At 62.9% G+C, this 13999-nt stretch carries 12 protein-coding genes and 1 pseudogene; 8 read left to right on the forward strand and 5 right to left on the reverse strand.

All coding sequences use genetic code 11. From position 1 onward, the window contains the following. The first annotated feature begins 2 nt into the window (after positions 1–2). From X743_RS167610 to X743_RS167605, 3 genes are all read left to right on the forward strand, one after another. Complete coding sequence (locus X743_RS167610) at positions 3–1205, forward strand: cytochrome c peroxidase (protein WP_023763441.1); 1203 nt, start codon at positions 3–5, stop codon at positions 1203–1205. 228 nt (positions 1206–1433) lie between these two features. After that, positions 1434–1583, forward strand: a complete 150-nt coding sequence (locus tag X743_RS1000000173180; protein WP_245264139.1) for a type II toxin-antitoxin system RelE/ParE family toxin — start codon at positions 1434–1436, stop codon at positions 1581–1583. Beyond that, positions 1580–1894 carry a helix-turn-helix transcriptional regulator gene (locus tag X743_RS167605; RefSeq protein ID WP_023763442.1) on the forward strand — a complete coding sequence of 105 codons (315 nt, stop codon included), beginning with the start codon at positions 1580–1582 and terminating at the stop codon, positions 1892–1894. Before X743_RS1000000173180 ends, X743_RS167605 begins: the two co-directional genes overlap by 4 nt. 3 nt (positions 1895–1897) lie before the next feature. On the opposite strand, the gene X743_RS167600 is transcribed toward X743_RS167605, so the two are convergent. Beyond that, the gene (locus X743_RS167600) at positions 1898–2350 is read right to left on the reverse strand and encodes a winged helix-turn-helix transcriptional regulator (RefSeq protein ID WP_023763443.1); all 453 of its coding nucleotides are present in this window, start codon (positions 2348–2350) and stop codon (positions 1898–1900) included. A gap of 163 nt (positions 2351–2513) precedes the next feature. On the opposite strand from X743_RS167600, the gene putA reads away from it, so the two are divergent. Together putA and X743_RS167590 are read left to right on the forward strand one after the other, a co-directional pair. Then, positions 2514–6122 (forward strand): bifunctional proline dehydrogenase/L-glutamate gamma-semialdehyde dehydrogenase PutA, encoded by a 3609-nt coding sequence (putA, locus tag X743_RS167595; RefSeq protein WP_023763444.1) that lies wholly within the window; start codon positions 2514–2516, stop codon positions 6120–6122. Between the two features lie 108 nt (positions 6123–6230). Then, a complete protein-coding gene (locus X743_RS167590) occupies positions 6231–7283 on the forward strand; it encodes a glycosyltransferase family 2 protein (protein WP_031250597.1) in 1053 nt (350 codons plus the stop codon). A 125-nt stretch (positions 7284–7408) separates the two neighbouring features. On the opposite strand, the gene X743_RS167585 is transcribed toward X743_RS167590, so the two are convergent. The 4 genes and pseudogenes from X743_RS167585 to X743_RS167575 form a co-directional block, all read right to left on the reverse strand. After that, positions 7409–7723 (reverse strand): antibiotic biosynthesis monooxygenase, encoded by a 315-nt coding sequence (locus X743_RS167585; RefSeq protein ID WP_023763446.1) that lies wholly within the window; start codon positions 7721–7723, stop codon positions 7409–7411. A 57-nt stretch (positions 7724–7780) separates the two neighbouring features. Beyond that, positions 7781–8917 carry a TonB family protein gene (locus X743_RS167580; RefSeq protein WP_348625893.1) on the reverse strand — a complete coding sequence of 379 codons (1137 nt, stop codon included), beginning with the start codon at positions 8915–8917 and terminating at the stop codon, positions 7781–7783. 1 nt (position 8918) lies between these two features. Further along, positions 8919–9361, reverse strand: a pseudogene (locus X743_RS01000000168515) (hypothetical protein). 5 nt (positions 9362–9366) lie between these two features. Then, complete coding sequence (locus X743_RS167575; RefSeq protein WP_023763448.1) at positions 9367–11574, reverse strand: TonB-dependent hemoglobin/transferrin/lactoferrin family receptor; 2208 nt, start codon at positions 11572–11574, stop codon at positions 9367–9369. Positions 11575–11774: 200 nt separating this feature from the next. Here X743_RS167575 and hemP point away from each other — a divergent pair, with 200 nt between their 5' ends. Genes hemP through X743_RS167560 form a run of 3 tightly spaced genes read left to right on the forward strand, consistent with a single transcriptional unit; the run spans position 11775 to position 13996 of the window. Continuing rightward, complete coding sequence (hemP, locus tag X743_RS167570) at positions 11775–11981, forward strand: hemin uptake protein HemP (RefSeq protein WP_023763449.1); 207 nt, start codon at positions 11775–11777, stop codon at positions 11979–11981. Positions 11982–12003: 22 nt separating this feature from the next. Then, positions 12004–13062 carry a hemin-degrading factor gene (locus X743_RS167565; RefSeq protein ID WP_023763450.1) on the forward strand — a complete coding sequence of 353 codons (1059 nt, stop codon included), beginning with the start codon at positions 12004–12006 and terminating at the stop codon, positions 13060–13062. 10 nt (positions 13063–13072) lie between these two features. Beyond that, positions 13073–13996 (forward strand): hemin ABC transporter substrate-binding protein, encoded by a 924-nt coding sequence (locus tag X743_RS167560; protein WP_023763451.1) that lies wholly within the window; start codon positions 13073–13075, stop codon positions 13994–13996. Positions 13997–13999 lie beyond the last annotated feature (3 nt).

A 13999-nucleotide genomic window follows, 5' to 3' on the forward strand; every position in this document is an offset into this window, starting at 1 on the left:
CGATGAGGCGCCTTTTCTATTTTCTGGCGCTGATGGTGGCCGTCGTCCTCGCGGGCTGCGGCAAGCCGGATTTTTCCGACGCTGAGAAGAAGAAGATCGCTTCGCTGGCGCTGAACACATTGCCGCCACTGAAGCCCGACACGACGAACCGGTTTGCCGATGTGCCGGCGGCAGCCGCGCTCGGCTCGACGCTGTTCTTCGATCTCGGCATGAGCCGTGACGGCACGGTCTCCTGCTCGACCTGCCACAAGATCGACCGCCAGTTCCAGGACGACCTGCCGCAAGCCGTCGGTGTCGGCCGCACCAACCGGCGCACCATGCCGTTGGCCGGCGTGGCGCGCGATCCCTGGTTCTTCTGGGACGGCCGCCGCGACAGCCTTTGGGCGCAAGCGCTGACACCGCTTGAAAACCCGCTGGAGCAAGCGGGAAACCGCGCCGCCTACGCCCATTACATCAAGGCGCGCTTCGGCGAGCGCTATGAGCGCATCTTCGGGCCTTTGCCCGATTTTTCCGGCATTCCGGCGAATGCCAGTCCGCTTGGCACCGATGCCGAAAAGGCGGCCTGGAATGCAATGAACGACGCACAGCGCGACGCGATCAACCGCGTCTTTTCCAATATCGGCAAAGCGATCGCCGCCTTCGAGCGGTCGATCGAGCCGGCACAGACGCGCTTCGATCGCTTTGCACTGGACCTTGCCACCGGCGCAGAGCCGAAGGGCGATGCCGTCTTTTCCCGGGAGGAAATCCTCGGGCTGAAACTGTTCATGGGCAAGGCCAATTGCGTGACCTGCCACGACGGTCCGCGCTTCACCGACAACAGTTTTCACAACACTGGCGTGCCGCCCGTGACGGGCCTGCCGCCGGATCGTGGCCGCGTCGACGCGGTGACACAGGTCGAGGCGGATCCGTTCAATTGCTTCGGCGCCTATCGCGACGGCGATGCCGGCGCCTGCGGCGAACTGCGCTTCATGGTCAAGGATGCGCCGCAACTGATTCGCGCCTACAAGACGCCGTCGCTGCGCGGCGCTGCAACGCGACCGCCCTACATGCATGCCGGGCAATTCTCGTCGCTCGACGAAGTGTTGGCGCACTATGCCAAGGCCGCGCCCAGCGTCGAGGGGATATCCGAGATTCACCCGCTGGAGCAGCTGTCCGACCGTGAACGCGCGGCGCTGGTGGCTTTCCTGAAGACGCTGTCGGAGTGAGGTTGCCGAGAATATCGGCGATTGAAAATTATTGCAAAAAAGGTATACTGGGCGGGATGAGTTGGTCAGTCGCATTTCTCAATATCGAGGTGAGGCGGGAGCTTGAGGCCCAACCGAAAGATATTTTGGCCAGTTTTCTCCGGATATCGCGTTTGATTGAGCGCATGGACTGCAAAAAGTCCACGAGCCCTATTTAAAGCATCTGGAAGGCAAGCTTTGGGAATGCGCATGAAGGGCCGGGATGGCATCGGCCGTGCGGTCTATGTGACTGCGGCCGAACGCCGTGTGATTGTGGTGCGTGTGTTCGCTAAAAAGACCCAGAAGACACCACGAAGCGAGATCGAATTGGCTCTTAAACGAGCAAAGGAGGTTCTATGAGCCGGAAAACAATCCCTGTTGAGGATGTCGCCAAGGAATGGTTCAGAGATCCGGAATTCGTTGCGGAATACGAGGCGTTAGAGGAGGAGTTCGCGATCGCCGAAGCTCTGATCAAGGCCCGAGGTGAGGCCGACATGACGCAGGAAGAGGTCGCTACCGCCATGGGAACGACGCAGGCAGTGATTGCTCGCCTGGAGAGCGGTCGAAACATGCCTTCGACCCGAACCCTGCAGCGTTTCGCCAAGGCGACAGGCTCGAAGCTTCGCATCAGCTTCGAGCCTGAAAAGTCGAAATCGCGTATCGGTCATTGAACTCTATCGATCCTTCACCGTTTCCATCGCCACGAAGGTCGACGTCTGGGCGACGTGGGGGAGTGCCGAGATGCGCTCGCCCAGCACGCGGCGATAGGCGGCGATATCCTTCGTGCGGACCTTCAGCAGATAGTCGAAGCTCGATGCCATCATGTGGCACTGCTCGATCTCGGCTACGCCCTGCACCGACCGGTTGAAGGCGTCGAGGGCCGCGGAGCGGGTGTCGGACAGTTTCACCTGGACGAAGGCGACATGGCCTTCACCCATGCGCTCGCGGTCGACGATTGCCTGATAGCCCCTGATATAGCCGTCCTTCTCCAGCCGCTTCACCCGTGCCTGCACCGGCGTTTTGGACAGACCGACCTTTGCCGCCAGTTCGGACATGGAGAGCCGGCCATTGCTTGCCAGTGCCGACAGGATGTTCCTGTCAATGCGGTCCAATTGGTCTTCTGTCATCGAAAAGGCAGTCTGTTTGTTAGATCTTGACCGCAATGATAGATCAAATGACCTGCCATGTCGATTTCTTTGGACCGGCTGAAATTTCGCGCCTGTGCTAGCTTGCGCCATTCGGTCCGGTGACCGCCGGCCCGCTCCCCGATGCTCGCTCCGCAGGACCGCCATGCCGCTCGACACCATCCGCCAGCAGATCCGCGCCAACTACCTGCCCGACGAAGACGAGGCCGTGAAGCGGCTGGCGGAGACGACAGGACTTTCCGCGAAAGACCGCAAGGCGATTTCGGCGCGAGCCGCGGATCTGGTCAGGGCTGTGCGCGGCTCGTCCGATCCGAGGCTGATGGAGGTTTTTCTCTCCGCCTATGGCCTCTCCACCAAGGAGGGCGTGGCGCTGATGTGCCTGGCCGAGGCGCTGCTGCGCGTGCCGGACACCGAGACGATGGACGATCTCATCGCCGACAAGATCGCGCCGCACGACTGGTCGTCGCATTCGGGCGGTTCGAGCTCCATCTTCGTCAACGCCTCGACCTGGGCGCTGATGCTGACCGGCCGCGTCCTCGACGAGGGCGAGGGTGGCATCGAAGGCACGCTGCGCTCGATGGTGCGGCGGCTGGGCGAGCCGGTCATCCGCAAGGCGGTTGCGGCCGCGATGCGCGAAATGGGCGAACAATTCGTGCTCGGCCGCACCATCGCCGAGGCAGTCAAGCGCGGCCGGCCGATGACGCAGAAGGGCTATCTCTATTCCTTCGACATGCTGGGCGAGGCGGCCCGCACCGAGGCCGACGCGCTGCGCTATCACAAGGCCTATGCCGACGCCATTTCCTCGCTCGACAGCGGTTCCAACGGCCCCGACATCCGGCAGAACCATGGCATCTCGGTCAAGCTGTCGGCGCTGCATCCGCGCTACGAGGTGGCGCAGAAGGAAGAGATGCTGCCGGTGATGGCCGAGCGGCTGCTGTCTCTTGCGCTCGCCGCACGGCATTCGCGCATGGGCCTCAACATCGATGCCGAGGAGGCCGACCGGCTCGACCTGTCGCTCGACGTCATCGAGCGGGTGCTGGCCGAGCCGGAGCTCGCCGGCTGGAACGGCTTTGGCGTCGTCGTCCAGGCCTATGGGCCGCGCGCGGCCTTTGCCATCGACTGGCTCTACGCGCTGGCCAAGAAATACGACCGCAACATCATGGTGCGGCTGGTCAAGGGCGCTTATTGGGACACCGAGATCAAGCGGGCGCAGACGCTCGGACTATCGGGCTATCCCGTCTTCACCCGCAAGGCCAACACCGACGTCTCCTACATTGCCTGCGCAAAAAAGCTGCTTGGCATGACGGACCGGATCTACCCGCAATTCGCCACTCACAACGCCCACACCGTCGCCGCCATCCTGTCGATGGCCGACAACCGCGACGCCTTCGAGTTCCAGCGCCTGCACGGCATGGGGGAGGCGCTGCACGAGACGGTGCGCCGGTCCGAACGCACGCGCTGCCGCATCTATGCGCCGGTCGGCGCGCATTCGGATTTGCTTGCCTATCTGGTTCGTCGACTGCTGGAGAACGGCGCCAATTCCTCCTTCGTGCACCAGCTGACCGACGAGGACGTCGAGCCGGAGGACATCGCGCGCGATCCGCTGGAAACCGTCGAGAGCCAGGGCCCTGCCGCCAATCCAGCGATTGCCCGGCCATCCCAGATTTTTGGGGCCGGCCGCCGCAACTCCAGGGGATTCGACATCACCGACACCGTGACGCTGGCGGCGATCGACAAGGCCAGGGCGGCCTTTGCCGGTTCCGACCGCTGGCATGCCAAGCCGATCACGCGCGCCGCCGGCTACGGCAAGCAGCGTCCGATCGTCAATCCGGCGAAGCCTGACGAAGTGGTCGGTACGGTTCACGAGGCCGCCGCCAAGCAAGTCGCGACCGCCGTGCGCATCGCGGTCGAGGCGCAGCCGGCCTGGGCCAAACGGCCCATGGCCGAGCGTGCCGCCATCCTCAACCGCGCCGCCGATCTCTATGAGGCGAATGCCGTCGAGTTTTTCGCGCTCGCCACCCGCGAGGCCGGCAAATCGCTGGCCGACGGCGTGGCGGAAGTGCGCGAGGCCGTGGACTTCCTGCGTTACTACGCGGCCGAGGCGGCCAATGCCGAGCCGGGCACGCAGGCGCGTGGCGCCATCGTCTGCATTTCGCCGTGGAATTTCCCGCTTGCCATCTTCACCGGCCAGATCGCGGCAGCGCTGGTCACCGGCAATTCGGTGATCGCCAAGCCGGCCGAGCAGACGCCGCTGATCGCCTTCCGTGCCGTCGAACTGCTGCGCGAGGCCGGCGTGCCGGAAGACGTGATCCAGTTGCTGCCCGGCGACGGCCCATCGGTCGGCGGGCCGCTGACCGCTGATCCACGCATCGCCGGTGTCTGCTTCACCGGTTCGACAGAGGTCGCCAAGCTGATCGAGAAACAGCTGGCCGAGACCGCCGCGCCCGACGCCATGCTGATCGCCGAGACCGGCGGCCTCAACGCCATGATCGTCGATTCCACCGCGCTGCCCGAGCAGGCGGTGCGCGACATCCTGGCCTCGGCCTTCCAGAGTGCCGGCCAGCGCTGCTCGGCGCTGCGCGTGCTCTATGTGCAGAAGGACGTCGAGAAGAAGATGCTGGAGATGCTGAAGGGCGCCATGGAAGCACTCAGCATCGGCGATCCCTGGCGGATCTCGACCGATGTCGGCCCGGTCATCGACGACGAGGCGCAGGCTTCGATCCGCGATTATTGCACCACGATGGGCCTGCAGGGCCGCCTGATCGCCAAGCTCGAGGCGCCGAAAGACGGGCGCTTCGTCGCGCCGCATGTCTTCCGGGTCAAGGGCATCGAGGACATGGAGCGCGAGGTGTTCGGCCCGGTGCTGCATGTCGCCAGTTTCGACGCCGACGAGATCGACGCGGTGATCGCCGCCATCAACCGCAAGGGCTATGGCCTGACCTTCGGCCTGCACACCCGTATCGAAGGCCGCGTGCAGCATTTCGTCGACGGCATCCATGCCGGCAACATCTACGTCAACCGCAACCAGATCGGCGCCGTCGTCGGCTCGCAGCCGTTTGGCGGCGAGGGGCTGTCGGGCACCGGGCCGAAGGCCGGCGGACCGCACTATCTCCGGCGCTTCCGCAAGGGGCCGGAAGCCGGCACCGAAGTTGGCGAGGGCCACAAGGTGACGGCGACCGAACTGGCTGACAATCTGCCCGATCCGACACTCGGCGGCTGGTCGACGCGGCCTGATCGCATCGCCATCCTGAGGAAGCATCTGCGCGGCAAGGGCGCGGCAGCCATTGGAGCTGCTGCCGGTATCGACTTCGGCCAGGTCGACCTTCCCGGGCCGACCGGCGAGGCCAACACGCTATCGCTGTCGCCGCGCGGACGCGTGCTGTGCCTCGGTCCCGACGCCGATACGCTGCTTGCCCAGACTATCCAGGCGCTTGCCGCCGGCAATGCGGTCCTGGCCGTGGCGCCGGGCGCACCGGCCGCACTCTCGGCTTTGACCGGCAAGGGATTGCCGCTGGCCGCGATCGACGGCCGGCCGGATCCAGTCGAGGCGCGCTCGCTGCGCGTCGACGTCGTCGCTTTTTCGGGCACGGCTGAAGCCGCGCGCATCGTGCGCAAGGTCATTGCCGACAGGGCTGGTCCGATCGTACCGCTGGTCAGCGAGGTGCTCAATCCGGCGGCCTATGCGCATGAGCGGGCCGTCTGCGTCGACACGACGGCGGCGGGCGGCAATGCGAGCCTGCTCGCCGCGGCTTAGGAGGAAGGCTTTCCCTTGCCATCGGCTTCGGGTCCCTTGTCATCGGCTTCGGGCCGGTGCAAAGGGCAAGAGCCCGAAAACCTGGGCGTCCATCGGGGCAAGCCACGCATGCCAAGCACGACCGTGCTATTCGAGCTTCCTCGAGTAGGCGTCATCATCACTTGTCACAATTATCGCGCCTATGTCGGGGATGCGATCCGCTCGGTATTGGCGCAGACCTATCAGAAATGGGATTGCGTCATCGTTGACGATGCCTCGACGGATGGTTCGGCCGAACATGTGCGCCAGCTTCTCGAAACGATTGGCGACCCACGCCTGCGTCTACTGGTGCGGCCGCAAAATGGCGGCCAGATCGCAGCGTTCCGTGACGGTTTTGCCGCCGGCGATCAGCCGTTCGTGGCTTTCCTCGATGCTGACGATGTCTGGCTACCGAATTTTCTCGTCGCGCATCTGTCGGCTCATCTGAACACGATGCATCCGGCATCTCTGTCCAGTTCCGATGCTTTTCTGGTTGATCGCGACCGTGTCGCCCTGAGCGGCACCTACCTTGGGCTGCGCAAGCCACGTTCCGGGGAGAACCCGATTGGCGTTGCCGTGCCGTCCGTCAATCGGATCGGTGAGGTGGCGCCGGAGATCGCCTATTCATCGGAATATCCAATTACCTATCTGGGCCCCAAAACCCCCGGCTGGATATGGGCACCGACATCATCGATGGTTTTCCGGCGTGGCGTGCTGGAACCGGTGCTGCCTTTCCCATTCAAGGTGAGGACGGGGACAGACTATCTGGCGGCGACTTGTGCGCATATGGTGGCCGGCAGCCTGCTGTTGTCGGAATCTCTAGGCCTCTATCGTCTGCACGGTGCCAATATCTCCACCAACGGCGCATATGAGGGCGGACATGTGCAGCTGTTGCCGGCGAACAAGGTCAAGCAAATCGCTTTGGGCGCCGATGTTCTCGACTATGTTGTGGCTAATGCCGAACGCCTCGACGCGATAAACGGCAAGGGTTTCGTGTCAGAAGTGCTTGCCCATCATTTAAGGCGATTTGGCAAGCTGTTTGACGATCCACGCATAGCGCCCTTTCTGAGCCCAAGAAACCGTTGGCGATGGTGGCGCAAGCGTGCCGTCAGGCATCTGCGGCGCTTGTTTGGCCAAGCCTGAAAATTGCTGCCGTGGTCGCCAGACCTACGCCTTTCCGGCGCGCAGCCGAAAATGCAACGACGGCACCTCGCCGCCCTTATGTAGCAGGACGAGCCTTTCAGGCGGCTTGCACGACGTTTCCGTCGTCAGGCACCCTCGACGACGGAAAAGCCCTCGAATTGCGGGTGACCGAGATAGTGGACTTTCGTGGTGCCGACATTCCTGTGCGCGGCACGGAAGTTCTCCGACTTGGTCCAGGCGACGAAATCGTCGTGGCTCGCCCACACCGTGTGCGAGGCGAACAGCGTGTAGCCTTCGGTCTCGTTGACCGGGCCGCGCAGCAGATGGAATTCGCGGAAGCCTTTCATCTCGGCAAGGCTGGAATCGCGGTTCTTCCATACGGCTTCGAAATCGGCTTCCGAGCCGTTCTGCACCTTGAAGCGGTTCATGGCGATGTACATGGGATTTCCTTTTTCAATCAATGGATTGCGGACTGTTGATGGTTGAAGGCGGGACATTCAAAACGGCCCGATAGCGCCGGTAAACTCCAGGCTGCTGCCGATTTTGGGCGGAATAGGCGGGAACGGCGCCGCCTTGCGGACGATGCCAAGCACGATCTGGTCGAAGTTTGGCGATCCGGAGCTTTCCAGGATTCGCAGGTCATCAATGCCGCCTTTGCTGCTGATAACGAATGTCACAACGGCATTGTTGCGCGCGGTCAGTTGCAGGGAAGGCGGGACGGCTCGATTGACGCGGCTGAGCTTTCTGATCACATCGCCCCGGTAGCTGTCTTCCGCGGCGCTGCCTGGCTCTTCCTGTTTTTTGCCCTTGCTGGCCGCTTGAGCCAGCAGGTCCTGGCCGTCAGCGGTGCCGCGCTTCTCATCCGCTGCTTTTGAAGGGATCGCCGCCGGCGTTGGCCTGGCGCTGGGGATCGGCGGCTGGTCCGGAACGGCGACAGGCATTTTGATGGTTTCGGCCTGGGCTCTTGGCTGTGCCGGCGTTTCGGCCTCGGCAGCCACGCTTTGGTCATCGGGGCGCGGGGCCGCCGCCACCAGTACGTCCGGCGTGACCGCTTGCTCTTTGACAGCTTCCGGCAAAGGCTGGGGCAGTTGCTTTGCCGCCTCCTTTGTTGGCTCGGGAGCTTGGTTCACGGTTTCCTGCTCGGGCCGCGAAGGTTTTGCCGGCGGCGCTGGTCTGGCAGGCTTTGCCTGATGTGGCCTGGCCGGCCGAGGGCTCGGCACCAGCCTGACGTTCACTGCCGCGGGGTCCTTGTCCAGTGCGCTGCCGGCGACCCTGTCACCTGTCTGATTGCTGCCTTCCGACTGCTCCGCATCCTGGAAATCGAATGTGCCGGCGGGCGAGACCAGAAAGGCCGCCGCTGCCGCGGCATGGAGCAGACCGGAGATGATAATCGCCGTCGCCCACTTGCCGTTGCCGGCTTGCGGTCGCGTCTGGGCAAGCGGCTCGGCCGGCGCTATCGCCAGCTCGCCGCCAGCGTCGGGGAGGGGACTGACTTCCTGCATGTTGCGGGCCGGAAACTGCAGCGGCCCACGCAGTGTTGTCAAATCAAGATCGATTGCCCCGCACGGCGGCAGACCGCAGCCGGCCATGGACCATGCCGCGGTGTCTTGTGTGAACGCGGTGTGCAGCCCCACCTTAGACGCCGAAAGCGATGCCGGTCTTGGTGTCGGTCTTCAGTCTGCGCATGCAGGCGTTCGGCTCGACGCCGGTGCCGGCGCATTCCGTCGCGCTGTTGATCAGAACGCGGCTGATCTTGGTGCAATCGGTGCCGGCGAGATCAAAGCGCGTCACCTTGGTCTTGTCTTCCGGCAAATCCTTGAAGTCGAGCACGGTCAGCCGGTCGACGACGCTGGCCTCGTTGAACAGCGCGATCTCGAATGCCGCCTTGGAGAGGCCGGCGCCGAGGTTGTTGTTGACCACGAATGTCAGCCGGCAACCCTTGTCGGAAGGTGCGCGGCGTTCAGTTCGAGGGTCAGTGCGGGGACCGGCGCGGACCCTTCAGCCCACGCCGGAACCATCGCCAGCGACATCGCAAACGTCGAGGTCAGCAGACGAAGTGATGCCGTCAAGCTCTTCATGACCATCAGCCTCCAAAACGCATGGTTGCCGCCAGCTTCAACGTTATGCCCGGCTCATAGACCGCAACTGTCGTGCTGCCGTTCAACGGGTTGGCGTATTTGACGTCGAACAGATTATCGGCACGGAAATCGACCTTCAGATCATCCGTCGCCTGATAGCTGGCGAAGGCGTTGACCAGCGTATAGTCCGTGGCCACGGCATTGCCCTTCGGCTTGCCATTGTATTGCACTTCGCCGCCGACGGTCAGCTTGTCCTCGAGGAAGCGCAGGCCAAGCTGGGCCGTGACCTGGGAGGACGGTATCGTGGCGAGGTCTGCTCGAACGCCCGTGTAGGAAATGGTGTGACCATTGGTTATCGAGGCAGAGAGGCCAGCATATCCCCAACCGGCGTCATAGAGGCCTTCCAACTCGAAGCCGTTTATCTTGGCCTTGGCAAAATTCTGATACTGGTAGCAGATCGGGATGTAGCCGGGGTTGTTCATGAGCTGGTCCCAATCGACCGGGCAGGCGCTCGCTGGATTGGTGAAGGAAGCCCCGAAGGAGGTACCCTCTATGTAGTCGTCCACATTGTTGTTGAAGTAGGCCGCCTTGATGCGAAGCGCATCGCCGGGTTCAAGGATGTCATTCTGCTTGTAGTTGACGCCGAATTCGACGGTCTTGCCGGTCTCGGGCTTCAGGTTGGGATTGGGCAGGAACGGGAAGGTGACCCCCGCCGGATGGTTGCCGCTGATCAGTGTCTCGGTCAGCGATGGAGAGCGGTAGCCCTCCGCATAGGTGCCGTAGAACTGCAACCCCGACAGGCTTGGCGTGTCGAAGGGCGTGACGCCGACGGTGATGCGCGGCGAAAGACGGTCACCTGACGTTTCATGGGTGCCGTCCTTGAGGCTGTAGTTGTCGTAGCGCAGCCCGGCAATGACTTCGAGCCATTCCCAGGTGAGCTTGTCCTGAACGTAGGCTCCAGAGACGTTACGCTTTCCCGAAGGTGTGTAGAAACTGTCTCCGCCCGCGGTACCGCCGGTTTTGACGTCATCATTGACCCAATCGCCGCCATAGGTCAGCTCGTGCGCTACGCCGCCAGTCTCGAATCTCGATGTATTCCAGATGTCTATCGCCGCCGTGCCGACATCGAATGTCGATGTCGATCCAACCGGAAGGATTATGGAATCGCCCGTGATGGGATCGAATCGGCTGAGAGGAACAAGGCTGGTCAGGCCGAGATTGGTCTTGTTGTAGGAGGTGTTGATGTGGAGATCGAGCCAGCTCTTGTCCTCATCCGTGATGTTGTAACGGGCCGTGAAGGTGTTCGACTTCAGGTCGACATCGTTGACCGGCACGCCGCCGCTGGTTTCGTCCCAACTGTCGTTGGAACCGACCCAGCCGAGCTTCAATTCGCTGTTGTCGGTCGGACGGATGGTGGTCTTGAGCAGGCCGCTCAGCACGTCGAAGCCGGTGCCGTTGACGGTATCGCCGGCGCCATCCTTGTAGTTGTCGTAGTTGCGGTAGACGATATTGCCGAGCGCATCCCAATTCTCGTTGAAACGGTAGGCGCCGGAGGCACTGGTGGTCCAGCCCTTGCCATTGCTCTCATAGCGCCCGGTTACCGAAGCGCCCCATGTTTCTTCCGGCTTGAGGAAGTCCACGGCGTCCTTGGTGTCGAAGAAGACGACGCCGCCGATGGCGCCCGAGCCGTAGGTGTTGGCGACGGGACCACGGATCACGTCGACGGATTTGACGAGCTCCGGGTCGATGTAGAAGGTCGACTGGGTGCCGTGGTCCGAACGCTGGAAATCCTGCCGCGCGCCATCGACGATGACCGCGACGCGGCCGAAATCCTGCAGGCCGCGTATGTTGATGCTGGTGCTGACGCGCCTGGCGTCGGCCTGTGTCGCAACACCGGGAACACCGAGCAGCATCTCGTTCGGCGTCGTCGCCATGCGACGGTCGAGTTGCTCCTGGTCGACATGGCTGGCCGAGGCCAGCGATTCGATCGCCGTTTCGCCGGTGCGGCTGATGACCAGCACCTTGTCGAGCAGCGTCGCGCCCGCTTGTCCCGCTTTTTCCTGGTCGGCCTTCTTCGCCTCGTCCGTCTGCTGTGTTGCCTGCTGAGCGTTGGCAAGTTGCGCCGATAACGCGATCGCCGCCACACCTGTCAGCAAAACCGCCGCACCGTTCGCCGCCAACCGGCCACGCCGTTCCCAATTCATCAACCCCATGCCCCAACTCCAAAATCCAGGTTCGATGCTGGCTCGCCCGGGGCTGGCTGGCATTTTTGATCGTGTCCGGCGCCTTAAATCTTGACTCGTTTGCTCCGGTATTGCACTGACTAGTAAACATGATTATTCGAGTCAAGAAATGAATCGGTAATTATGCAACGCCCAGCCAGATGCCCGGCACAGGAAAGGGATCGACCCAGATGAACACGCACAATCCCAATGACTTTCGCCATCGCGTCCGCCGTTCCGACGACACTGCGGTCCGTTTCGATCGAGTTCCGTTGGCGGTGCGGACCCTGTCCAGCAACGCCCTTTTCCAGGGCGAGCACGAGATCGGCATCGAGCACCATGGTGCTCTCTACAGGCTGAAGATCACCCGCCAGGGCAAGCTCATTCTCAACAAGTAAGGCAAGGCGATAGGGGTAAGACATGGACCAGCGCGTAAAACCCGCCCCACATGAAATCCGGCGGGCACGGATGGAGAATCCGAAAACGCGCGAGCGTGACCTGGCGAGCCAGCTCGGCATTTCGGAGGCCGAGCTGGTCGCCGCGCATTGCGGTGACGGCGTGGTCCGCATCGAGCCGCGCGTCAACGATATACTGACCGGTCTCGAGGCCGTCGGGGAGGTAATGGCGTTGACCCGCAACGAAAGCGCCGTGCACGAAAAGATCGGCGTCTACGACAAGGTCGTCACCGGCAACCACAATGCCATGGTGCTCGGCGAGAACATCGATCTGCGCATCTTCCCGAAAGTCTGGGCGCACGGCTTTGCCGTCGAAAAGCGCGATGGCGAAGAGATCCGCCGCAGCCTGCAGTTCTTCGACGCGGCGGGCGAGGCGGTGCACAAGGTGCATTTGCGGCCATCCTCCAGCCTCTACGCCTACCAGAAGCTGGTTGCCTCCCTGGAATCATCGAACCAGGAGCCGACGATCGACATTTCAGGACCAATCTCCGAAGAAAGCGAGGCCTCGGCGGCCACCGCCAGTCTCGACGATCTGCGCGACCGCTGGAGCCGGCTGACGGACGTGCACCAGTTCTTCGGCATGCTGAGGACGCTGAAGCTCAGCCGCCGCCAGGCGGTGCGCATGGTCGGCCAGGATTATGCCTGGCTGCTCGACAATGACGCGGTCCAGGCCATGTTCCATCACGCCGCCCAAGGCGAGATGCCGATCATGTGCTTTGTCGGAAACCGCGGCTGCATCCAGATACATTCCGGGCCAGTCAAGTCGATCAAGCCGATGGGGCCGTGGATCAACGTGCTGGACGAGACCTTCCACCTGCACCTGCGGACCGACCACATTCATGAGGTCTGGGCGGTGCGCAAGCCGACCAAGGACGGCCATGTCACGTCGCTCGAGGTCTACGCGGCCGACGGCAGCATGATCATCCAGTTCTTCGGCAAGCGACACGAAGGCGAAAGCGAGCGCGACGACTGGCGGTTCCTGGCCGAGAACCTGCCGCGCATCCCAAACCCTACGGCAGCCTGAGGACAGTGTGATGCGTTCTTTCCTCAACATGCCGGCCCTGAGCCTGCCGGCAGTACGCGGATCAATCCTTGCGCCGATGATCGGCCTCTCCCTTGCTTTTGCCACGCTGCAGCCGGCCGGCGCCGCCGAAGGCGTCGCGGTCTTCTCCGACCCGTCGAAGATCACTGCGATTGGCGGTTCGATCACCGAAATCGTCTATGCGCTCGGTGAGGAGACACGTCTGGTGGCCCGCGATTCCACCAGCAATTATCCGAAAGCCGCGCTCGACCTGCCCGATGTCGGCTATATGCGCGCGCTCTCGCCCGAGGGCGTATTATCGGTCAATCCGACAGGCATCCTGGCGCTGCAGGGCAGTGGCCCCAGGGAAGCCGTCGATGTGCTGAAGAAGACCAGCATTCCGTTCATCGAAGTGCCCGAATACTATAGTCACGAAGGCATTCTCGAGAAGGTCCGCATTGTCGGCAAGGCACTCGGCGTCGACGCCAAGGCCGAGGTGCTGGCCAAGGAGCTCGATGCCAAGCTCAAGGCCGCCGAAAGGCAGACGGCCTCGATCAAGGAGCGCAAGCGCGTCCTGTTCGTGCTGTCGATACAGGGCGGCAAGATCCTGGCGGCCGGCAGCGACACCGCGGCCGACGGCATGGTCAGGCTGGCGGGTGGGGTCAATGCCATCGAGGGCTTCTCCGGTTACAAGCAATTGTCCGACGAAGCGATCATCACCGCCAGGCCGGACGTGATCCTGATGATGAGCAATGCCGGGCCACCGGTGTCGGACGACGAATTGTTCGGCAATCCGTCGATCGCCCCGACGCCAGCCGGTACTGCGCGCAAGCTGATCCGCATCGATGGCGGCTATCTGCTCGGCTTCGGGCCACGCACGGCGGATGCCATCCACGATCTCGCCGTCTCGTTCTACGGCGCGCAGGTCACGGACTGAGCA

This window comes from Mesorhizobium sp. LNHC232B00 (assembly GCF_000502435.1).
Lineage (GTDB): Bacteria > Pseudomonadota > Alphaproteobacteria > Rhizobiales > Rhizobiaceae > Mesorhizobium > Mesorhizobium opportunistum.